This is a genomic window from Heliomarina sp. (assembly GCF_052826185.1).
This window is the reverse complement of the sequence record NZ_JBRBUI010000013.1, coordinates 129,191-151,742: the sequence shown is the minus strand read 5'-3', so window position 1 is coordinate 151,742 and position 22,552 is coordinate 129,191. Positions and strand designations below refer to the sequence as shown.

The following is a 22,552-nucleotide window of genomic DNA, read 5'->3' as shown; positions in this document are numbered from 1 at the left end:
CCTGACCAAACGAAACGCGACCCGATTAGAAGTGGATGGCGTTAACGGTTTGACCGGGGATTCAGGCGCAGGAATAGGCCATCATTCGCGCGCTGCTGTCCAAGCGGAGGTTCTGCGAACCGATCCGGATCGACCGGGGCTGCAGCCCGAATGTCTTGCGGATCGAGTGGCTGAAATGGCTTGAGTCCGGATATCCGAGGGTCAGAGCCACGTCGGTAAGGCTGCTGCTGTTATTTGCATGCAAGAGAAAGGTCCGGGCACGCCGCCACATCCGGTAATTGCGAAAGGACACGCCGGTTTGTTCCTTAAACAGATGAAGAAAGCGCGATGACGACAGCCCAATCTTGGCGGCGAGATCTGCGGCCAGCGATTGGCTCTCAAGACCTTCCAGTTCCAGTTCATTCAAAACCGAAACGACCCGCCTGTCGATGCTCCGAGTATCAAGCTCTCGTCCGATCACGATCCGATCGAATTCACGAGTTGTCATCTCGCCATCCGGTCTTGACCCGGAAAGCTGTGCCGTAACCGAACGTAGCCTCGCAACCAGACCCGCAACACATTCAGGATCGCGGTATTCGGCAATCAGGCGTGAGAGTTCCGACCTCTCCAGCCGTTCAGGTTCAATCAATACGCTGATGATCGTGCCGCAATCCGAAACCACCTCGTGTGACTGATACGGCTCGACGATGGCTATTTGATGCCGAGACCACTGTCCATTACCTTCCTTGAGCCGAAACTGGCCTTCCGGAGCGAGATAAATGGAAACCGCGCCTAGTTTGCGGGCCTTCATCTTGTGACCAAGGAGGCCAAAGTAGAAAACCCGGTCATCTAGAACCAACATGTATTTTCTGTCTGCGATATTGTCGATCACGGCTGCCTCCCTACAGCTATTAATCACCTTGGCCGCGACTCTCACGCTCTCCCACATCGAATTCCTCGGCCGTGCAGAACCGTAGACCGCGAAATTTTTAGGGTCAACTTTTTCGTCTGACGTTATTGCCTGTCGAAGATGGTGACGATAGCGTGATCGCCAGCAGGGCAGCATGTCATCTCATAGGGAAAGCTCATTATGATTCCGGAAATTTCGCAAAAATCACAGTCGTTAAAGGCTCGGATCGAGACTTTCATGGAAGAGAACATCTATCCGAACGAGGCTCGATTCTACCGAGAATCAGAGGACCTAGGGCCATGGAAAGTTCAGCCAGTCGTCGAAGAACTCAAGGCAAAGGCGCGCGAGCAGGGGCTTTGGAACCTTTTTCTGCCTGAATCCGATCGGGGCGCGGGGCTATCCAATCTGGAATACGCACCGCTGTGCGAAATCATGGGCCGCAGCCACCTTGCACCAGAAGTTTTCAACTGTTCGGCACCAGATACGGGCAACATGGAAGTTCTGGAACGCTATGGATCCGAGGCGGACAAAAAGCGCTGGCTTGAACCATTGCTGAACGGCGAAATCCGGTCTGCTTTTGCGATGACGGAACCCGCAGTGGCCTCCTCGGACGCACGCAACATCGAGAGCGCGATTGTACGCGATGGCGACGAATACGTAATCAACGGTATCAAGTGGTACACGACCGGCGCGACCGACCCCCGCTGCAAGATCATCATTTTTATGGGTAAATCCGATCCGAATGCAGAAACCTACCGTCAGCAGTCCATGATCCTTGTCCCAAAGGACACGCCGGGCGTAACGGTCAAACGATCACTACCTGTATTCGGGTTTTATGGTGTGCCGGATCGGGCATCGGAGGTCATCTTCGAAAACGTCCGGGTCCCCGCCGAGAACATGTTGCTCGGAGAAGGCCGCGGATTTGAGATTGCGCAAGGCCGCCTGGGGCCTGGGCGCATTCATCACTGCATGCGGCTGATCGGGCTGGCCGAGCGAACGCTTGAAAAGATGATTTTGCGATCCGAAGATCGCTTTGCATTCGGCAAGCTGTTGTCGGAACAATCGGTCACTCGCGAAAGGATCGCAGAATCCCGCATCATGATCGAACAATCGCGTCTGCTGACACTGCGCGCAGCGCATATGATGGACACTGTGGGCAATAAAGAGGCCAAGTCCGAGATCGCTATGATCAAGGTCGCGGTACCGCAGATGGCGTGCCAAGTACTCGATTGGGCGATACAACTTTTCGGGGGCGGCGGCACAAGCAATGATTTCGGACTGGCCTCTGCCTATGCGACAGCCCGGCTCTTGCGGCTTGCGGATGGTCCGGATGAAGTACATCGGGATCAGATTGCGCGACTTGAGTACAAAAAGCTGCGCAATCGCAACGACCTTGCCGGTGCCGATGGATGGCAGGCCGCAGTTTCGGACAGGGCTTTGGGCGTGGCATGAGCCATGCTTGACTGGCTGCCCAGCGACTTTGCACAATTCTTCATGCAAAGCTCGGAGCAATCTGCCGCGAACACGGGAGGAAGATGATGCTGCAACTCTGGCATTCAAACGATGCGCGCTCGTTCCGGGCGCTATGGTCGCTTGAGGAACTTGGCCTAAAATACGAATTGCACGTTCTCCCGTTTCCGCCCCGCGTACACCGGAAAGAATATCTCGGTGAAAACCTCCTTGGGACCGTTCCATTGCTGGTTGATGGCGAAACGCGGATGACCGAATCCTCCGCAATCCCGCATTACCTTTCGACCGTGCATGGTGATGGCCGGCTTGCGCTAGAACCGGGCCATCGCGACTATGGCGCCTACCTCAACTGGCTGCACCATGGCGAGGCGACACTGACCTTTCCACAGACGATCTACCTGCGCTACGCGATGCTTGAGCCGAAAGAGCGACGCCAGCCGGTCGTGGCCGAAGACTACAAGACTTGGTTTCTCGCGCGTCTGCGCCTCACTGAACATACACTGTCCGACGGGCGCGATTACCTGCTTCAATCCGGGTTCTCCAACGCCGATATCTCTGTCGGGTATGCCTTGATGCTGGCCGTCATCATCGGGCTTCGCCACGATCTGCCAGAGCATTGTCTTGCCTATCATGATCGTCTTTGCGCCCGTCAGGGCTACCTTCAAGCCAAGGCGGCGCAGGGCGCAGACCTCGAACTCTCGGGTTTTCAAGAGCAGTCCTGAGACGCAACAGCGCCTATGCGCAAGCTGCAGTGATATTGGTGGGCTATCCTCTCGGAAAAGCTGAAATTCCGGAGTTCTCATGTCCAAGGCCATCATCACATGTTCGCTCAACGGCGTGCTGACCAACCCAAAACAGCACAATGTTCCCGTCACGCCCGATGAAATGGCGGCCGAGGCGCGGCGAGCCTATGATGCTGGCGCCTCTGTTATGCATATCCATCTGCGTAAACAGGGGCCGGACGAAGGCCATCTTGGTTCCTGGGACATCGGCCTTTCCAAGGCGGCTCAGGCCGCAATCCGCGACGCCTGCCCCGATGTCATCATCAACCACACGACGGGTGTGGTCGGACCAGATTATCAGCCTGCGCTGGACTGTGTGGCCGCGACCCGTCCTGAAATGGCCGCCTGCAACGCAGGTTCGCTGAATTACCTTAAACTACGTTCGGATGGCAGCTGGGCCTGGCCACCGATGATGTTCGACAACCCGGTCGAAAAGGTACAGGCATTCATCGACGTCATGGCCAAAGCCAATACAATTCCCGAATTCGAATGCTTCGACGTGGGGATCGTCCGTTGTGTCGATATGTATCAGCGCAACGGCATGTTTTCCGGGACGGCGCAGCTCAATTTCGTAATGGGTGTCGCCTCCGGCATGCCAACGAACCCCGACTTGCTGCCAATTCTCGTGGACCTCGCGCCGGAAGATTCTCGATGGCAGGTCACGGCCATTGGCCGGGCTGAAATCTGGCCATTGCACAGGCGCACTGCGGAACTTGGCGGGCACCTGCGAACGGGTCTCGAGGATACTTTCTATCTTTCATCCGGCGACAAGGTGAACTCGAATGGACCGCTGATCGAAGAGATGGCAAAAACGGCGCGCGAAACCGGCCGCGAGGTCGCTTCCCCGCAAGAGGCGCGCGCCATTCTAGGGCTTTGAAATAGGCATAGTTTCAGTATCCGGAGCGGAACAAACCGCTTCGGAGAAAAGTAAGAACCGCCTGAACAAAATACTGAAAAGCGCTGCTACCTTCCGTCGTCAGAGAGCAAAACCGCTCTCATGCTTCCCGACGCCAGTCTGAAAGGCGCTCCCCTTTCTCCGCAAGTCGACGCAACAGCGGAGAAACCGTCCAGTATCCGTGCTCATTGCCCAGCGTTGCCGCGTAGTAGTCAAGCCGTGCCACGATCTTTTCCAAGCCGATCTCATCGGCCATAAAGACCGGACCGCCCCGCCACGCCGGAAAACCATAGCCTGCTGTCCAGACGATATCTACGTCGCCAGGGCGGCAAGCGATTCCTTCTTCAAGAATAAATGCCGCTTCGTTGGCCATAGCAAACAACAGGCGCTCAAAGATCTCCTCGTCCGGTATGTTGTCGCGTCTATTGATGCCCTGCTCGCGCGCAAGGTGGCGGCCAAGTTCGGCTGTCTCTTCGGATGGGACCGGGTTGCGGCCTTCGTAGCGATAATAACCGTGACCCGTCTTCTGACCGTGCTGGCCGCTTTCATACAAGTTGCGGCACATCGCACGGTAAGCAGGATCCTGAGGACCGTCGCCGCCCTTGATCCATTCAATAACCGTCCGTGCGCCCACGTCCACGCCTGCCATGTCGAGCATCCGGCTTGGTCCCATTGCCATGCCCAAGTATTTTGGGTTCTCAATAATGCCGTCAATCTGGGCAGGGGTCGCCCCTTCGACCTGCATCGCCTCGCTTTCGCGCATATAGACCTCGGCCATACGATTCCCGATGAAGCCATAGCAGACGCCGCTAACAACGGCTGTCTTCCGGATCTTGCGCGCCAGCAACATAACCGTTGCCAATGCATCTGGCTCGGTGTCCGCGCCGCGCACGATTTCGAGCAACTTCATGATGTTCGCCGGGCTGAAAAAGTGTGTGCCGAGCACGTCACCGGGGCGCCCTGTGGCGGCAGCAATTCGGTTCACATTCAGTGTCGAGGTATTCGTCGCGATGATCGCGCCGGGCTTGCAAATCTCACCAAGTTGCCGCGCCACTGAAAGCTTCAGTTCCATATCCTCGAATACAGCCTCGACGACGATGTCACAGTCGGCCAGATCGGACATCTCCGTAGAACCGTTCATCGCGCCTAGCCGGGCCATAACCGCTTCTTCGCTCATTAAACCGCGGGACTGGGTCGCCTTGTAAGCATCGGCAATCAACGCCTGGCCGCGCACAAGCGCCTCTGAAGAGGTTTCGACGAGCGTCACCTGAAACCCGGCATTGGCAAAGGTCATTGCAATGCCGCCGCCCATCGTTCCGACACCGAGAATACCAACCTTTTCGACCGGTCGTGGCTTGGTTTCCCGATCAAGTCCGGGGATTTTCTGGGCCGCTCGTTCTGCAAAGAACAGGTGCCGCATGGCGCGCGACTGGGTTGTTCCAATCAGATCATGGAACGCGCGCTTTTCCACTGCTTCACCGTCCGGAAACGATTTGCGAGCGGCCGCTTCAAGGCAATCCGCCACGGCTGACAGGGCCGGCAGCCAGGGTTTAGCCTTCGCGGCTCGACGCGCCCCGGCCAGCACCGCATCCGCGTTATCGATATCCGGCGGTGTCAGAGCGCGTGTCCTGCGCGGCGCCATGCCCTGCACGGCAAGCTCAACTGCCTTGCTGCGCGCTGCGCGACCAGGTTCATCGTCGAGCATGTCCACAAGCCCCGCTGCCAGCGCACCGAATGCACTCAAAGGCTTACCCTTGGAAATCATGTCACGGGCGATTTCCAGCCCGACCAAGCGCGGCAGGCGTTGCGTCCCAAGTGATCCGGGGATCAGGCCGAGGGTGATCTCAGGAAGACCCAGCCGCGTCGCAGATGCCGCAATCCGGAAATGACTGGCCATGGCCAGTTCAAGACCGCCGCCAAGCACGGTACCGAACAAGGAGGCCACCACTGGCCTGTCGCAGGCTTCGATCCGCGCCAATACCCTGTTGTAAGGGGCCGCGCTGAACTGCGGGTCTTCAAACGCCGCGATGTCGCCACCGGCTACGAATGTCCGACCAGCACACTCAATCACCAATGCTTTCAGGCCGGCGTCCTCTTCGAACTCTGTCAACGATCGGTCCAGATCGGCCACGAGTTCCGGAGAGATCGCGTTTACCGGCGGGTTGTCGATGCGAAGTATTCCAATACCGTCCTCGCGCAGCAATTCGGCTTTTGCCATTTTCTTCTTTTCCGTCTTTCAGATACCCAATTGCGAAGCCGCAAGATTTCGCATGACCTCATCGGTGCCACCACCGATGGTAAGGACTTTCACCTCACGATAGATCCGTTCCGACACCGTACCGCGCATGAACCCCATGCCCCCAAGAATCTGAACCGCCTCATCTGCGCAGAACTTCATCGCGTCGGTGGCAATGACCTTGGCCATGCTGGTCCGCGCCACATGAAGGTTCAACGGATCAAGGCCATGCATGTGGCGCCAGATAACGTCGTAAGTCAGGCACCGGGCAGCGTCGATCCGAGCGGCCATATCAACAAGCTTGTGACGGATCACCTGATGTTCCGAGAGCGTAGATCCGAAGGCTGGCCGCTGCTGCGCCCATGCCAGTGCCTCTTCGTAGCAGAGCTGCGCCATCGAATAGGCCATCACCGCGATGATCAGCCTCTCGCTGTTAAAATTCATCATTGCGGCCTTGAAGCCTTTGCCCTCTTCTCCGACCAGGTAAGAAGCGGGCACACGGCAGTCCGAGAAACTAAGCTGTGCGGTGTCGGATGCCCACCAGCCCATCTTTTTCAGCTCATGCCGCTGCAATCCCGGCGTGTCGCCCGGCACGAGCAAAAAGGAAATGCCCCCGGCACCGCGTGCATCCGGGTCGGTCCGCACCGCGACGGTAAAAACATCGGCCTGCATCCCCGACGTGATGAATGTCTTCTCTCCGTTCACCACGAATTCGTCCCCGTCTCGGATCGCCGTTGTCCTGAGTGCCGCCACATCCGACCCTCCACCCGGTTCGGTCACGGCAAGCGCGGCAATCTTTTCGCCACGGATGACAGGGATCGCGAATGTCCTGCGCAGCTCCTCGCTTCCATATTTCACGACAGGTGGAATCCCGATGGAATGAGAGCCAAGCGATGCACAGACACCGCCCGCACCACAACGCGACATTTCTTCGGTCACCACCACTTGCATGAAGAAATCGCCGTTCGATCCGCCGACTTCTTCGGGAAAAAGGACACCCTGGATCCCCACTTCGCCCGCCTTGCGGAAAAGCTCGCGCGGCAATCGACCCGCAGTTTCCCACTCCTCAACATGCGGTGTCATCTCGCGTGCAACAAAGCTGCGAAGACTTTGACGGAACGCCTGATGCTCTTCGGTGAAATAGCGGTCGGCGGTTGAATTGTCGTACATCGATGCTCCCGGCGGCGTAGTTGACCGGCAGCATGCCATGCGAAGCGCATTCCGCGCTTGTCTTAACTAGCTGAAACGCGCCTTGGCTGCCGGAACCAAAGGTTCCGGAACAAGCCCCTACAGGACAGTCAGATCAGGTCGCCGCTTGTATCGACCGCACCGGAATGCGTCACCGCCCCCTTGTTGGCACCTCGTACCACCGCAGCATATTTCTCAAGCAGACCGCCATGACGGGCCGGGTCGGCAAGTTTCAGCGACGCGCGCCGCGAAGCAAGCTCATCCTCCGGTACGTCGAGAGTGATGGACGAAACCCCGGCCCTCGCGTCTATTTCGATCATGTCGCCATCACGGACCAAAGCGATCGGGCCGCCGACAGCTGCTTCAGGACTTGCGTAACCAATGCAGAAACCGCGCGACGCACCGGAAAAACGTCCGTCCGTCACAAGGGCAACCTGTCCTCCCATACCCTGCCCATAAAGCAGGGCGGTAATGCCCAGCATCTCCTTCATACCCGGCGAGCCTTTGGGCCCTTCACCGCGCACGATGATCACATCGCCCGTCTTGTATTCGCGTTCCTCGACCGCTTTCTGACACGCAGTCTCGCCGTCAAAAACGCGGGCCGGTCCCCTGAAAACCAACTCTTTTAGACCCGCAACCTTGACCAGTGCACCATCCGGACAAAGATTGCCCTTCAGCACTGTCACACCGCCGCTCTTGGCAATCGGATCGGAAACCGGGCGGACGATCTCTCCATCCGCAACCCCGACGGTCGCCAACCCCTCGGCCAGCGTCTGGCCGCTAACCGTCAGGGCGGAACCGTCGATGAAGCCGCCGCGAAGCAATTCTGCAAGGATGACCGGCGCGCCTCCGATCTCGTAGACGTCTCGGGCCAAGTACTTGCCGCCCGGAGACAGGTTACCGATCAGCGGCGTGCGGGCAAAAACCTCGGCGACGGCGTCAATGTCGAAATCGATTCCCGCCTCATGCGCCATTGCCGGAATGTGCAGCGCGGCGTTTGTCGACCCTCCGGTCGCCGCGACAAGCGCACAGGCATTTTCAAGCGCCGCACGCGTCACGATTTCACGCGGCAGCGGCGCCTTGCCCTCGATGACCTGCATCACCAGTCGACCGGCGTCGCGCAGGTAGGGGTTCCGCGCCGAATACACAGAAGGCACCATTGAAAGCCCCAAGGGGGACAGGCCAATCGCTTCGGAAACCATGCCCATCGTGTTGGCCGTGAATTGTCCGGCGCAAGCGCCGCCAGTAGGGATACTGTGCTCGACGAACTCTGCCAGTTCCTCACGGGTCTGCTCGCCGGCGATCATTTTACCGATCCCCTCGAAGGCATCCAGAACTGTCACTTCTCCACGGTTCACCCGACCGGGAAGAGTAGCCCCGCCGAAGAGGAAAACCCCCGGTGCATTGACCCGCAGCATCCCCATCATCAGGCCTGGAAGATTCTTGTCGCAGGCGCCCAGCCCGATCATGCCGTCAAAGCAATGCGCCCGCATCGTCGCCTCTACTGAATCCGCGATAAGTTCTCGCGAAATAAGCGAAAAACGCATTCCCGGATGCGCCATGGTCAACCCGTCGGAAACCGATACAACGGGCGTTTCATGGGCAAAGCCGCCAGCCCCATAGATCCCGGTCTTGATCTGCGTCACCTGCGCGGGCAGCGTGACGTTGCAAGGACTCATCTCACCGCCGGTATGGATGACCGCGACATGCGGGCGCTCGATTTCCTCTTCGCTCAGTCCCAGACCGCGTAGGAAAGCCCGAGAATTGGATCGCATGAGAGTATTGTAGATGGTTGGAAAACGACGCATGGGGCTCCTCCTGATTTCGGCGGATAGAACGTTGTTTCTTCGACCGCTTCAACCCCTCCCCAAATGAAAGAAATGGCATGCCAAAGTGCTATTCAGCGCCGTAAAGCCATGATCAAAAAATCGTTTACCTCAAAAAATCGGTTGATCCGTGAATAATGTTTGATATCCATCATTTTCAGAGCGCCGGAGATTCATCCCGGAGCTCCTATGGGAGGATATCATGAAAACTTTTAAAATCGCGCTTGGCGCGACTTTGCTCCTTGCTGTTCCGGCCACGGCGATGGCTCAGGAGGTCACCCTGCGACTGTCGCACTGGATTCCCGCAAGCATTTCGCCCGCGTCCAAAGGCATCGAGCCATGGGCGAAGGATGTCGAAGCCGCCTCAGACGGTCGGATCTCTATCCAGATTTTCCCGGCGCAGCAATTGGGCAAGGCCCCCGATCACTACGACATGGCCAAGCAAGGCATCGTGGATCTCGCCTGGGTCAACCCGGGTTACACCGCTGGCCGCTTCCCGATCTATTCGCTGACCGAAGTCCCCTTCATGGCCGATGACTCGGTTAAAGGCGCCAAGGCGATCCATGAATGGTACATGGAATACGGTGCAGAGCAGGAAATGGGTGACGTAAAGGTCTGCTTCATCCATCCCCACGCCCCCGGCACCTTGCACTCCAAGGAAAAAATCACGGCTCCCGAAGGGATAAAAGGCAAAAACATCCGTCCTGCGCATGCGACGATGGCCCGTTTTGTCAGCCTTCTTGGTGGCGGACCGGTTCAGGTTCCTGCGCCCGAGGTACGTGAAGCACTGTCCCGCGGAACGGCCGAGGCCGTGACCTTCCCATGGGGCTCGATGTATGACTTCAAGCTGACCGACGAAGTCCCGGAACACCTTGATATGCCGTTCTACCTTTCGGCACAGGTCATGATCATGAACAAGAACAGCTATGACTCGCTGTCTGATGAAAACAAGGCGGTCATCGACGATCACTGCACACCGGAATGGTCGTCCAAAGTTGCCCAAGGCTGGTTCGATGACGATATGGCCGCCCGCGACAAACTGATTGCCGACCCCGAGCAGACGCTGAACACGCCGACCGAAGAAGAAGTCGCGGCATGGCGCGACGCGGCGGCGCCGCTGGTCGACGAATGGCGCGCAGCAGTCGAAGCCAAGGGCGGTGACGCGGATGCCATCCTCGAAGGCTACACCCAGTCGCTCGAAGCGAATGACGCCCGCTACTAAGCAATCCTGACGCACTGGCGCAGACCCGCGCCAGTGCGCAATTCAGGCGAGATACCCAAATGTCCCAGCCACAGAACGGTGGCCGCTCGCTCAGCGGCGCAATCCTGATCATAGAACGGATCGCAGGTATCGTACTTGGCCTCGTAACCGTCCTGATTGTCGCCTCGTCCATCGGCCGCTACCTTTTTGCCAGCCCCATCGCGGACACCTTCGACGTTTCGCGTCTGGTTCTGGGCGTTGCCATTTCTTGGGGACTGGCGAGTCTTGGCTATCACGGCACCCATATCAAGGTGGACCTGCTGGCTCATTCGCTGCCCCACAAGCTGCGCAATGCCGTGAATTTCTTTGCCTGGTCCGTTCTGCTTGGCTTCACGCTGCTGCTTGTCTGGAAGATCTGGGAACGGGTGCAGGCCGCCATGTCCGGTGGCGATGCCACGATGGAGCTGCGTCTGGCCCACTGGCCTTTCTTTCTGGGAATCTGGCTCGGCATTCTTGCCGCAGTTTTCACGACCGCCATCCGTCTCTGGCTTATTGCCCGCGAAGGGCGTGACCTTGGCGAATACGATGGCATCGACGAGCACCTCTTGGAGGATATCAAGAAGTCATGAGTAATGAATTCGTCGCTGGCGCAGGCTTTGTCGCGCTGTTTATGCTCATGCTGCTTCGGGTCCCGATCGGCGTCGCGATGGGGCTTGTGGGCATTTTCGGTTTCGGTGCCGTCGTCGGCATGGGTCCAGCCCTGAACCTCCTCGCTCAATCGCCGATCAGCACCATCACAGACTTCAACCTGACCCTGATCCCGTTCTTTGTCCTGATGGGGGTTCTGGCCACCAATTCCGGCATGTCATCCGAACTGTTCCGCTCCGGGCGCGCGTGGCTTGGCGGGCTGAAAGGCGGCCTCGGGCTAGCCTCGGTCGGTGCCTGCGCCGGTTTCGCTGCGATCTGCGGTTCCTCGGTTGCAACTGCCGCGACCATGACCAAGATCGCCTATCCCGAAATGAAACGCGCGGGTTATTCCGACGAAGCATCGACCGGCATCATTGCGGCCGGCGGGACCCTTGGCATTCTCATCCCGCCTTCGGTCGTTCTGGCGGTCTACGGGTTCATTACCGAACAGGATATCGGGTTGTTGTTCATCGCCGGTATCGTGCCGGGCATCCTAGCCGTCTTGATGTACATGCTGACGGTGCGTGTATGGTACGGTGACAGCCTGCCCGCCGGAGACCGATTCAGCTTTGCCGAAGCGATGCGGTCATTAAAGGGCGTCTGGGCCGTTGGTCTGCTATTTGTCGCCGTGATCGTTTCGATCTATTTCGGAATCGTGACCGCGACCGAAGCAGCGGCCGCCGGCGCATTCCTCACGGCGATCATCGGCATTTCGCGCGGCAAACTCTCTATGACCGGGCTGCTGGACAGCCTTGTTGAAGCCATGCGCACCTCTGTCGCAATCTACGTCGTTCTGATCGGTGCCACGCTCTTTGGCTATTTCCTTGCGATAACCCAAGTGCCGCAGGAACTGACGCAATTCCTGATCGATCTTGGTGCGGGACGGTACGGCACTCTGCTCCTGATCCTCCTCATGTTCCTTGTCATGGGTTGTTTTCTCGATGCGATGGCGATGATCATCCTGATGGTACCGATCGTATTTCCCGTCATCACCGAGCTTGGCTTTGATCCGATCTGGTTCGGGGTCATCATCGTGATGACGGTAGAACTTGGCCTCATCACGCCACCGGTGGGCATGAACGTCTTCGTGATCAACTCGATCACACCCGGTGTTTCCCTGCCCGCGATCTTCAAGGGCGTACTGCCATTCGTCGCCGTCGATGTGCTACGCCTTCTGTTGCTGATCGCCTTCCCGGCCATCGTGCTGTTCCTGCCGATGGGGATGCAGTGACATGGCTCGGGTCATGCGCGACAACACCGATTTGGTCGAGCCGCCAGCGCTTTACGAAAGCGTCTCCTACAGGCTCCGGCTCATTCAGATTGCCGCCTACAAGAGCTTTGAGAAACAGGTCAGCGGATTCGGATCGGCCCCGCGATATTACGGTGTCCTCAAGCTCGTTCAGGCCAATCCCGGCATCCACCAGATGCGGCTGGCCGAAGCGATCTATCTCGACCGGTCGAGCCTTGTGCCGATCATCGACACGCTGAACAAGGAAGGCTGGCTCGAGCGCCGCGTAACAAGCCATGACCGCAGAGTAAAACGGCTCTTCCTCACAGATCAGGGCGAACAAGACCTCGCCGCACTCGACACCGAAGTCTGCCGGCACGAATCCATGATGACCTCGGGCTTTTCAACTAACGAGAAGACCCGGCTCTTACGGGACCTGGCCCGTATCGACGCCAATCTCCGTTCCTATCTCGTCGACACCAAGGGAGGCCCGGAAGCATGAAGATCGCAAGTTCAACCGATCTCGAAAAGCTCGAGGCGCAAGGCCTCGACGCTGTTTTTCCCAACCAAACACCTTGGGACATCCTTCGTCACAGCGCCGCAACCTGGCCTGACCGTACCGCCATCCGCTATCTGAACGACGCCGACGATCCTGACAAGGATACGCTTCTGACGTATGAGCAGCTCGCTCAAAAATGTCAGGCCGCCGCGCGAATGTTTCGCGAAATCGGCGTCGTACCAGGAAAATCCGTCGCCCTGCTGACGCAGCACACACCCTCGGCGCAGATCGCGCTCTGGGGCGCGCAGATCGCAGGCCACGCTTGCCCGATCAACCCGATGTTGAAGCCCTCCCATATCGCCGCCCTGCTCAAGGCCGGGGATGCGGCAGCGGTCGTCATCACTGGCGTTAATGCTGAAATCGATTACTGGACGGCGCTCGTTCCCGCGCTACGCGCCGAAGGCGTCACCCTGCCGATCCTTGCCTGTGACAGCGATGGCCCCTGCCCCGGCGCTGACGGTCTGTTCGAGGATATGCTTGCTGAAGACAGTGGCGCCGACATCGAACCCGAAGGGGACGAAAACGCCCTCGCCGCCTATTATCACACGGGCGGCACCACCGGTGCGCCGAAACTTGTCTGCCATTCCCGCGGCAACGAAGCACACGTTGGACAGTCCTGTGCCCTGCTCCACGATCTGAATGAAAACGATGTCGTAGTGAATGGGTTTCCCCTATTCCACGTCGCCGGCGCTTTCGTCTACGGGTTATCTACTTTGTCGGCAGGCGGTACGCTCCTTATTCCCGGCCGCCTCGGCATGCGGAACCAGGCCTTTGTACGGACCATCTGGCAGCAGGTGGAACGGCATGGGATCACTATCATCGGCGCCGTTCCAACCGTGCTGGCCGCTCTGAACAGTGTCGAGATCAACGCCGACATATCCTCGTTGCGGTGGTTCCTAACGGGGGGCTCACCGCTGCCCACGGAACTCGCCGACGCAACCGAAAGAAAAACCGGCAAGGGCGTGCGTAACATCCTTGGCATGACAGAATGCGCCGGAGCCATTGCCGTCGAACCCGTTCATGCGCCCAGAACGCCACTTTCCTGCGGGCTGCGTATGCCCTTTTCCGAAGTCGCAATCTTCGCGGAAACCGAAGGCGATCTCGACCCGGAAAAGCGGATGCCAACTGGCGAAACCGGGATCATTGCGCTCAAAGGACCGAACGTGTCCTCCGGTTATTCGGACCCGGCTCGCAACGCGGGCACTTTTCTGTCCGGCGGCTGGCTCGTCAGCGGCGATCTGGGCAAGCTCGACGCGGAGGGTCGCCTTTATGTAACCGGTCGCAAGAAGGATATCATCATACGCGGCGCTCATAACATTGACCCGCAGATGATCGAGGACGCCCTGCTTGCCCATCCCGATGTCGAAAACGCGGCCGCCGTCGGCATGCCCGATGCTTATGCTGGGGAATTACCCGTCGCCTTCGTGACTTTACGCGGCGGCGCGACCCTTGATGAGAATGCCCTGATCGATTTCCTGCGCAATCGCATTGACGACCCCGTCGCCCTTCCCAAACGGATCGGTATCGAGGCTTCATTGCCTCTCACGCCCGTTGGCAAGATCTTCAAGCCAGACCTGCGCCGCAAAGCCATCGTATGGGCCATTCAATCCGCCGCGGAACGGATTGGTATTGAGTCAGACGACATCATGATCGCGGTGGACGAAAACCTGCAGACATCGGTGAAAGCGCCCGAGGCCCGGGTCGAAGAACTCAAGAACGCGCTCTCCGGTATGCCTATCAGTCTTTCCCTGGCCGCGGATAAATCATGACCTCGCCGCTCCTCTACGACAAAAACGGTCCCATCGCTGTCATCACGCTGAACCGACCAGACCGTCACAATGCGCTGACGCCGGAAATGATCTGCCGCCTTGCCGATGCCTTCGACGATTTCAAAGCAGACCCCGATCTGCGCGTCGCCGTCATCACCGGTGCAGGAGACGGCAGCTTCTGCTCCGGTGGCGATCTTGCTCTCACTCTTCCTCTTTTGACCGGTGCTCGCAGTCCGGAAACCGACTGGGACCGCCGTCTCGCAACAGACCGGGAAATCCTGTTCCGGTCCAACTTCAAGGGGGCACACAGCGTCAAACCGGTCATCTCCGCGATCAACGGTCATTGTCTCGCTGGCGGTTTCGAACTGATGCTTGCCACCGATATTCGCATCGCGACCGAGCGCGCGCGCTTTGGCCTGCCCGAAGCGCGTCATGCGCTCATCCCCTTCGCCGGCGCACTCGTGAGGTTGCCGCGCCAGCTTCCTCATGCCGTCGCGATGGAAGTCCTTCTCACTGGTGACCAGATCGGCGTTGAACGGTTGCATGACCTCGGACTGATCAACCATGTCGTGGCCCAGGAAGAGGTCATGCAAACCGCCATGGCAATTGCCGAACGTATCGCCGCCAACGGGCCGGTAGCCATTGCCGAAATCAAGCGCACGATCTCCGAAAGCACCGGTCGACCCCTGGATGAGGGCTATCGGATCGAAACGGAGAGCATGAACAGGGTCATGGCGACCGAAGACGCCCGGGAAGGTCCTCGCGCGTTCATGGAACGCCGCCCGCCGGTTTTTCGAGGAAAGTAAGTAACCTCTCGCCCAGCCGATCCCACGCCTGTGTTGAGCGGAAAGAACCAACTCAGACGGTCGCACAGGAAACAAAATCCAGAACGATCTTTGAAACCTCGGTGGATGCTTCTTCATGGGCCAGATGACCAAGGCCGGTCAGCGTCACCACATGTGTATTGCCCATTCTCTTTGCCAGCCCCGTCGAATGCTCTGGCGGAACAGCTTTGTCCCCGGCGCCATTTATGAACAAGCAGTCCAGGGGCAAGCCCGGCAGATCAATCAGCAACTTGTCGAGGGACCAATGCGCCATCATGTTCAACGTCGCGTCAACATGATCCCGATCCCCGATAAGCCTCGCGTACAATGCGATGCCCTCTTCATTCAGATGAGAACCAGTATTTTCGATGAGCGTTCGCGCGCGCTCCAGCCGACCTCCGCCAAGGGTAAAGGCCATCGCAGTCAATGGTGTGGCGGCAAGCGCCTTGGCTATTAGCGGATATAGCAGACCTGCCAGCCCGTTGAACCGGCTGAGCGCCGGATTGATCCCGATCACCTTCGGCGCTTCGTGTCCTTTATCCGACAGCCGATCCGCGAGACGTAATGCGACAGCCGCCCCCGCCGAATGGCCAACGATTGCAACCGGCTGCCACGCGCAGTGCCGACAAAGCGACTCCAGATCTTCCGAGGTTTGCTCAAGTCCAAACCGGCTGCGGCTTCCGACCCGGGTAAACCCCTGCCCCGGCATATCCACAGCCACGACGCGATGACCGACGGCCAGCAGCGGTATCACGTCACGCCATGTATGCGTCGATGCCCCCGCGCCGTGAAGGAGCAGTACTGTGTCCCCTTCGCCAACCTCCTGAACATGCCAGCGGTGCGGTCTCACCGTGACCTGCCGCGAAAACTCGGATAGCGGCCACGAGGGCAAGTCCCGTTCCCAGTCCATCCTAACCAAGACCTGTTGCGCGAATGGCAGCACTCATCTGTTGCGCATCGGCGCGCGGCAAGGGGATGTATTTTGCACCCATGGCTTGCGCGATTGATTGCAACTGTGCGCCCGGCCGGTTCGCCGCATCCAGAACAACACCGTCCGCGATCTGACCCCGCAACCAGGCCGCGGTCTTCATCGCATCGTCATAGGCTGCGGCCCGATCTGCCGCCCCGTTCAGCGCAACGTTCGTCCGACCGTCCGTCAAGAGTACGACCATCGAGGTCAGACCTTTCCGCCTCTCTTGCATGGCTAGTTCCGCAGAGGCATGCAACCCGTTCGCAAGCGGCGTGCCGCCACCACCGGGCATCGCTGCAAGACAGCGTTTTGCCTGAACGAGCGAGCGTGTGGGCGACAGCAATAGTTCGGCCGAAGTGCCGCGAAAGCCGATCAAGGCCACCTGATCGCGCCGGGCATAGGATTGCGCCAAAAGCAGTTCCACCGCGCCCTTCGCTTCGGCAAGCCGGGTCACGGCGGTCGAGCCAGAAGCATCCACGACAAAGATCAGAACCCGGTCGCTATGCTCTTCAAAGCGCTTCTGGCGAAGATCGGACGGGTAAAAGACAACCTTGCGACGCTGTGCCATTCCCGTGCCACGCAACACCTGCCACGGGGCGGCGGCCTTTAGAGTTGCCAAAAGATCGATACGGTTGCGCCCGTCGATACGACCCGGCCGGGCCGGCAGTGGACGCCCCCGACGGTTGCCAGTCTTGCGCAGACCCGCGCCCGTCCCCGACGGCCCTACCCCTCGTACCTTGCCCTGAGACGAATCTAGCAGATGCTCGGGCAGCATGGTTTTGACTGCCGCGACGATCAGGTCATCAGGGATCTGAGCGGAATCCACATTGCCGTTTTCCGCCCGTGCTTCCGATTCCTCAGGAGGCGCGGTCTGCTCCTGATCATCTCGTTGCGGAGCAATCGTCGCACGGTGCGGATAGACCAGTTCGGCGGCGATCCTCATGTCGGTCTCTTCCACGCTGGATTGCCCTGACAGCGCAGCATGCGCCCGTGCAACCCGCAGGGCGAGCACAGGAGCACGCAAGCTGTGGATACCAAAACAGGCCGCGAGTTCGACCAACCGCCGTTTATCGCCGGGCGCGGAAAAGACGCCCCTGTACCGATCACGTGCCGCTCGCAGATCGGGTTCACCGGGCCAAGCCGCTTCCGAAAAGGCGATACCACCAAGATCGATATGGAAAGCCAGCCTTTCGCTCAGGACAGTCGGTACAGCTTCCTCCGGCTCGGCTCCTTCGTCGAGCAGGATCAGGCAGTGCATTCCACCGTCTTGGCTAAGGGCAAGCCGCGCGGCGAAATCAGCGCTGCAACGCTCCGCCATGGGAACTATGACCACTCCGCGTTGCGATAAGAGACCCGGATTATCCGCGAGTTTACCCGCAGCCAGCGTCCGCGCCACGTCGATACCGCCGAACAGGACATCATCGCCAGTCTGCGGGTGTAAACTGATCCGGCGCATGGCAAGTCGATCCAAAAGAGATATAAACGCCTCCCGCGCGGGTCCTGCCCTTGCACGCACGGTGATCCCGCCAAGCCCGATGGGATCGATGCATAGCAGGTGAAGCGCAAGACAGGCACGGTCCCACGGGGCGTGTTCCATGCTGTCCGTCGCTACCACGCCATTCAACGCAAGACCTCCTCCACTGCACGCGAGACACGCGCCGTCGACCCCGCCTCGTCCATTGGATCGCGGCGCAACCGGTGGCTCAACGCGAGGCCGGCGACCGCGCGCAGATGGTCCCGGTTCAGCGTCTTGGCGTTCTGATAGGCGGCCAGCGCACGCCCTGCCCTCAGCAGGGTCAACTCACCACGCAATCCATCCGAGCCAAGTTTCATGCAAAGCGCAGCGCAGTCCCGCAGCACTGCCTTGGGCTTTCGAATGGCTCCCAATTGCTCTCTCGCGGCAATGATGCGGTCGCGGACCTCCCGCTCCCGCTTTTCCCATTTTTTCGCAAACTTCTCGGGGTTTGTTTCGAATGCTTCCCGCCGTTCAACCACTTCGACCCGCTCATCGATACTGTCAGGCGAGCCAACCTCAACCAAAAGCCCGAACCGGTCCAGAAGCTGGGGCCGCAATTCGCCTTCTTCGGGGTTGCCGGACCCGATCAGGACAAAGCGCGCCGGGTGCCGGATCGAAAGACCATCCCGCTCGACCACGTTCTCGCCCGACTGGGCCACGTCAAGCAGCAGATCGACAATGTGATCCTCAAGCAAATTGACTTCGTCGATATACAGATAGCCCCGGTTCGCCTGTGCCAGCAGCCCCGGTTGAAATGCTTTTTCGCCCTGCGTCAGCGCGCGTTCAATATCAAGCGCACCTGTCACGCGATCCTCGGTCACGCCAAGCGGCAGGTCAACGACCGGTGTCTGGCGCTCTTCGGTCTCGGTGCAGCAAATCTTGGCCCACGGGGGGCAATCCGCCGGGGACGCCGCATTGACGGGGCACCCACGCACGACCGTAATCCTTGGGAGCAGGGCGGCGAGGGCGCGCACGGCAGTCGATTTACCGGTGCCCCGGTCACCAAAAACCAAAACTCCGCCTAGGCGCGGGTCGATTGCCGTTAGGATCATCGCGAGTTTCATCTGCTCCTGCCCGACAATCGCGGAAAAGGGAAACGCGCGTCCCATCATGCGGCCGCCTTTCTGCTCAGGGGGCTGCCCCCGCCCCAGGCACCGCATTCATCGATGACGGAAAAACGCGCGTAAAGTTCTTCGCGGAACCAGTTGTTTTCCCGGACCGCGTTGATCGCCCTTGCATGCGGACCGTCCGCCCTTGCAAACGCTACCATGCTGGAAAGGTCCGGCCAGATCGAAAAGGTGACTTGGTGCAATAGCGGCACCTCGCCGATACCGATCTTGAACAGGACGTCGCGATTTTCACCTATAACCGCGCTGATACCGGGAACACGCCGCCAGAACCTGAGCGCAATTGATGGCCTTATGGTGGCCCGCGTCAAAACCGCAATCGGACCTTCAAGCTGTTTCGGGGCGCTTGCACAAAAAGGTTTTGTGCCAGACCATTGCCCTCGCACCGACACGGGAGAAAGAAACACGGTCCAATGATCCGCAGCGCGCCGATGAAACCGGCAAAAGACCGGCTGGGCCAGCCCTTGTTGGGCCGCGGGGCGATCATGCCAGACGCATAGAATGGCATAGACCGACGTATTGGGCACGGGCGTAAACCCTTCATCCGTTCCCGAGCCGCAAAGCTTCCAGAATTGTAGCCCGGCGATTCGAGACAGGGGAATTCGCGCAGCGCCCATCATCCACAGCGCCCAGACTTTTGCCGAGCGGCAGTCAAACCTAAAGAAGCTGAGTGTCACGACTTGAATGGTCCTTCCTCCCAAGTGTCAATTATTTCTGACACAACGCTGGCAGTTTGGAAAGAAATTTCGTAAAGATTGTAAATCAAATTAGACGCTCCTAGTGTGATTCTATCATGACGCGGTTCGAACCCTCTCTCCACGACTTGGCAAATTTTGCTGACCGGCCCCATGCGGTGGTCATCGGCGCAGGTTTGGGCGGGCTTGCCTCGGCCATGCGGCTGGGAGCGAAAGGCTACCGGGTGAGCGTTTTCGACCGGCTTGATGGCCCGGGCGGGCGTGGTTCGGCATTGGTCGAGAACGGGCATCGGTTTGACCTTGGACCGACAATCGTGACTGCTCCGCACCTGTTCGAAGAATTATGGAAAACCTGCGGCCGCGATTTCAACGCGGATGTCGAGTTGCGGCCGCTCGAGACATTCTACGAAATCAGATGGCCCGACGGCAGCCGTTTACCGGTAAGTCAGGACACCCAAGCGATGCGCCGACAAATCGCCCGCCTCTCGCCGAATGACGTGGCGGGCTATGACCGCTTCCTGTGCGAAAGCGCCGCCCGATACACCTATGGATTCGAAGTGCTCGGCCGTCAGTCAATGCACAAGCTCAGCGATCTACTGCGTGCCTTGCCTGTCTTCGTCCGCCTTCGCGCTGACCGGTCTGTTTATGCTCACGTCGCCAGATGCTTCCGCGACCCAAGACTGCGGATGGCGTTCAGCTTTCATCCCCTCTTCATCGGCGGGGACCCGTTCAATGTGACATCGATCTATACGCTGGTCAGCCATCTGGAAAAGACTTTTGGCGTCCATTACGCGATTGGCGGCGTTGAAGCGATTGCCAAGGCGATGGTCAGGGTAATCGAGGAACAAGGGGGGCGGGTGCATATGGATGCGGAGGTGGATGAAATCATCACGCAGAACCACAAGACCATTGGTGTTCGGCTAAAGAACGGCAGGATGGTCAATGCCGATATCGTGGTCTCCAACGCAGACCCGGGTCACACCTATCGCCACTTGCTGCGACATCACAAAAGGTCGCGCTGGACAAATATCCGGATCGCCAAATCCCGCTGGAGCATGGGTCTATTCGTCTGGTATTTTGGCACGCGTGGCACGCGGGACCTCTGGCCAGACGTCGGTCACCATACGATCCTGAACGGCCCGCGCTTTCAGTCGCTGGTACACGACATCTTTGTGCGCGGCAAACTAGCCGATGACATGAGCCTCTATGTTCACCGGCCAAGCGTCACCGATTCTGGCGTCGCCCCTGACGGGGCCGATACATTCTACGCACTCAGCCCGGTGCCCCATCTGGGACATGAAGACCCCGTCGACTGGTCAAGCATAGCGGAGATATATCGCGACCGCGTCCAAAACGTGCTCGAGGAACAATTGCTACCCGGTCTTGGCAAATACCTGAGCGCCTCAAAAGTCTTTACCCCTGAAACCTTTCGCGACAGATACCTGAGCCCCTACGGCGCCGGTTTTTCCATCGAGCCGCGTATCCTGCAAAGCGCATGGTTCCGTCCTCACAACGTCAGCGAAGAGGCAAAGGGCCTCTACCTTGTCGGCGCCGGCACCCATCCCGGCGCCGGACTCCCCGGCGTCATTTCAAGCGCCGAAGTACTGTCGAAACTTGTCCCCGATGCATCCATGGCAGGTGTTAAATGATAGACCCCAGCGATATCGACCACTGCCGCGATGCAATCCGCCACGGATCCCGGTCTTTCCATGCCGCTTCGAGCCTTTTGCCCGCACGGGTGCGCGACCCGGTGTTGGCGCTTTACGCCTTTTGTCGTTTGGCCGACGATCAGGTCGATCTGCAACTGGAAAAATCGGCGGCTGTCCAGTCCCTGCGCGAACGGCTCGAATTTGTCTACGAGGGTCGGCCCCGCAATCTCGCGGCTGACCGGGCCTTTGCCGCCATTGTCGAAGATTACGCAATGCCGCGCGCCTTGCCCGAGGCCTTGCTCGAAGGTCTGTCCTGGGATGCGATGGGACGACGGTACACGACCCTATCCGAACTAAGCGGCTATGCCGCCCGGGTTGCTGCATCGGTCGGGGCCATGATGTGCGTTTTGATGCAGGTTCGGGACCGCGATGCTCTGGCCCGCGCCTGCGATCTTGGTGTCGCGATGCAGTTTACGAATATCGCGCGGGACGTCGGCGAGGATGCGCGTGAAAACCGCCTTTATCTGCCTCTCGACTGGTTGCACGAGCTGGACATTGACCCCGAAAACTTTCTGTTCGACCCGCATCCAAGCGACCGGACAACGCCCCTCGTTCGGCGCCTGCTGGACCACGCGGATACACTTTATGCCCGATCCGAAGCGGGCATCAGCGCCCTGCCCTTCGATTGCCGGGCCGGCATCTTTTCGGCGCGATACATCTACGCCGGTATTGGTGGGCGCATCCGCGCCAATGGATATGACGCGATCACCCGTCGCGCCCGCACGGGCATCGCGCAAAAGATCGGCTGGCTCGGTCTTTCCGCGGCACGGAGTCTTGCAAGCGTTGCCACGCCGCAATCATCCATCCTTTACGCCAAGCCACTGCCAGAGACTGCCTTTCTGGTCGATGCAGCAGCGGAACCGTCAGTTAAGACACATTCATGGAGCGATACGCTCTGCACCGCCTTTACCCAGCTGGCACATGCCGACAACTCTCGCAAAAACGCATTTGTCGAATCCGCCGCCCGGTTTAAGTAACCCT

Annotated in this window: 19 protein-coding genes; 11 read left to right on the top strand and 8 right to left on the bottom strand. The window is 59.1% G+C overall.

Translation table 11 applies throughout. The annotated features are described in order from the left end of the window. Positions 1 to 61 precede the first annotated feature (61 nt). Positions 62 to 871, bottom strand: coding sequence for a helix-turn-helix transcriptional regulator (locus ACU0FH_RS03120; RefSeq protein WP_446193321.1), 810 nt, complete (start codon positions 869 to 871; stop codon positions 62 to 64). 198 nt (positions 872 to 1,069) lie between these two features. Between ACU0FH_RS03120 and ACU0FH_RS03115 the strand changes: the two genes are divergently transcribed. From ACU0FH_RS03115 to ACU0FH_RS03105, 3 genes are all read left to right on the top strand, one after another. Further along, positions 1,070 to 2,341, top strand: a complete 1,272-nt coding sequence (locus ACU0FH_RS03115) for an acyl-CoA dehydrogenase family protein (protein ID WP_446193320.1) — start codon at positions 1,070 to 1,072, stop codon at positions 2,339 to 2,341. Between the two features lie 86 nt (positions 2,342 to 2,427). Beyond that, entirely contained in the window at positions 2,428 to 3,081 is a 654-nt protein-coding gene (locus ACU0FH_RS03110; RefSeq protein WP_446193319.1) for a glutathione S-transferase family protein, read from the top strand. A gap of 79 nt (positions 3,082 to 3,160) precedes the next feature. Next, the gene (locus tag ACU0FH_RS03105) at positions 3,161 to 4,018 is read left to right on the top strand and encodes a 3-keto-5-aminohexanoate cleavage protein (RefSeq protein ID WP_446193318.1); all 858 of its coding nucleotides are present in this window, start codon (positions 3,161 to 3,163) and stop codon (positions 4,016 to 4,018) included. A 118-nt stretch (positions 4,019 to 4,136) separates the two neighbouring features. Here ACU0FH_RS03105 and ACU0FH_RS03100 read toward each other — a convergent pair whose 3' ends face one another. From ACU0FH_RS03100 to ACU0FH_RS03090, 3 genes are all read right to left on the bottom strand, one after another. Further along, positions 4,137 to 6,254, bottom strand: coding sequence for a 3-hydroxyacyl-CoA dehydrogenase NAD-binding domain-containing protein (locus ACU0FH_RS03100; protein ID WP_446193317.1), 2,118 nt, complete (start codon positions 6,252 to 6,254; stop codon positions 4,137 to 4,139). 18 nt (positions 6,255 to 6,272) lie between these two features. Then, entirely contained in the window at positions 6,273 to 7,442 is a 1,170-nt protein-coding gene (locus ACU0FH_RS03095) for an acyl-CoA dehydrogenase family protein (protein ID WP_446193316.1), read from the bottom strand. Positions 7,443 to 7,570: 128 nt separating this feature from the next. Then, positions 7,571 to 9,268 (bottom strand): dihydroxy-acid dehydratase, encoded by a 1,698-nt coding sequence (locus tag ACU0FH_RS03090; protein ID WP_446193315.1) that lies wholly within the window; start codon positions 9,266 to 9,268, stop codon positions 7,571 to 7,573. 220 nt (positions 9,269 to 9,488) lie between these two features. Between ACU0FH_RS03090 and ACU0FH_RS03085 the strand changes: the two genes are divergently transcribed. The 6 genes from ACU0FH_RS03085 to ACU0FH_RS03060 are packed head-to-tail and all read left to right on the top strand — an operon-like array spanning position 9,489 to position 15,536. After that, positions 9,489 to 10,508: a TRAP transporter substrate-binding protein gene (locus ACU0FH_RS03085; protein WP_446193314.1), complete on the top strand. Its 1,020-nt coding sequence runs from the start codon at positions 9,489 to 9,491 to the stop codon at positions 10,506 to 10,508. Positions 10,509 to 10,567: 59 nt separating this feature from the next. After that, on the top strand, positions 10,568 to 11,116 hold the full coding sequence (locus ACU0FH_RS03080) for a TRAP transporter small permease (RefSeq protein WP_446193313.1): 549 nt from the start codon (positions 10,568 to 10,570) through the stop codon (positions 11,114 to 11,116). After that, on the top strand, positions 11,113 to 12,405 hold the full coding sequence (locus ACU0FH_RS03075) for a TRAP transporter large permease (RefSeq protein ID WP_238372587.1): 1,293 nt from the start codon (positions 11,113 to 11,115) through the stop codon (positions 12,403 to 12,405). The genes ACU0FH_RS03080 and ACU0FH_RS03075 overlap by 4 nt, the downstream gene beginning before the upstream one ends. A gap of 1 nt (position 12,406) precedes the next feature. Further along, positions 12,407 to 12,904 carry a MarR family winged helix-turn-helix transcriptional regulator gene (locus ACU0FH_RS03070; protein ID WP_446193312.1) on the top strand — a complete coding sequence of 166 codons (498 nt, stop codon included), beginning with the start codon at positions 12,407 to 12,409 and terminating at the stop codon, positions 12,902 to 12,904. Continuing rightward, entirely contained in the window at positions 12,901 to 14,730 is a 1,830-nt protein-coding gene (locus tag ACU0FH_RS03065; protein ID WP_446193311.1) for an AMP-binding protein, read from the top strand. Before ACU0FH_RS03070 ends, ACU0FH_RS03065 begins: the two co-directional genes overlap by 4 nt. Beyond that, positions 14,727 to 15,536, top strand: a complete 810-nt coding sequence (locus ACU0FH_RS03060) for an enoyl-CoA hydratase/isomerase family protein (protein WP_446193310.1) — start codon at positions 14,727 to 14,729, stop codon at positions 15,534 to 15,536. The genes ACU0FH_RS03065 and ACU0FH_RS03060 overlap by 4 nt, the downstream gene beginning before the upstream one ends. Before the next feature lie 52 nt (positions 15,537 to 15,588). On the opposite strand, the gene bchO is transcribed toward ACU0FH_RS03060, so the two are convergent. The 4 genes from bchO to crtA are packed head-to-tail and all read right to left on the bottom strand — an operon-like array spanning position 15,589 to position 19,844. After that, positions 15,589 to 16,464 (bottom strand): alpha/beta fold hydrolase BchO, encoded by an 876-nt coding sequence (gene bchO, locus ACU0FH_RS03055; protein WP_446193309.1) that lies wholly within the window; start codon positions 16,462 to 16,464, stop codon positions 15,589 to 15,591. 1 nt (position 16,465) lies between these two features. Then, the gene (locus ACU0FH_RS03050) at positions 16,466 to 18,139 is read right to left on the bottom strand and encodes a magnesium chelatase subunit D (protein ID WP_446193332.1); all 1,674 of its coding nucleotides are present in this window, start codon (positions 18,137 to 18,139) and stop codon (positions 16,466 to 16,468) included. Positions 18,140 to 18,144: 5 nt separating this feature from the next. Next, positions 18,145 to 19,149 (bottom strand): magnesium chelatase ATPase subunit I, encoded by a 1,005-nt coding sequence (gene bchI / locus ACU0FH_RS03045; protein WP_446193331.1) that lies wholly within the window; start codon positions 19,147 to 19,149, stop codon positions 18,145 to 18,147. Further along, complete coding sequence (crtA, locus tag ACU0FH_RS03040) at positions 19,149 to 19,844, bottom strand: spheroidene monooxygenase (RefSeq protein ID WP_446193308.1); 696 nt, start codon at positions 19,842 to 19,844, stop codon at positions 19,149 to 19,151. The genes bchI and crtA overlap by 1 nt, the downstream gene beginning before the upstream one ends. A gap of 116 nt (positions 19,845 to 19,960) precedes the next feature. Between crtA and ACU0FH_RS03035 the strand changes: the two genes are divergently transcribed. Beyond that, a complete protein-coding gene (locus ACU0FH_RS03035) occupies positions 19,961 to 21,511 on the top strand; it encodes a phytoene desaturase (RefSeq protein ID WP_446193307.1) in 1,551 nt (516 codons plus the stop codon). Further along, the gene (crtB, locus tag ACU0FH_RS03030; protein WP_446193306.1) at positions 21,508 to 22,548 is read left to right on the top strand and encodes a 15-cis-phytoene synthase; all 1,041 of its coding nucleotides are present in this window, start codon (positions 21,508 to 21,510) and stop codon (positions 22,546 to 22,548) included. Before ACU0FH_RS03035 ends, crtB begins: the two co-directional genes overlap by 4 nt. Positions 22,549 to 22,552: the final 4 nt, after the last annotated feature.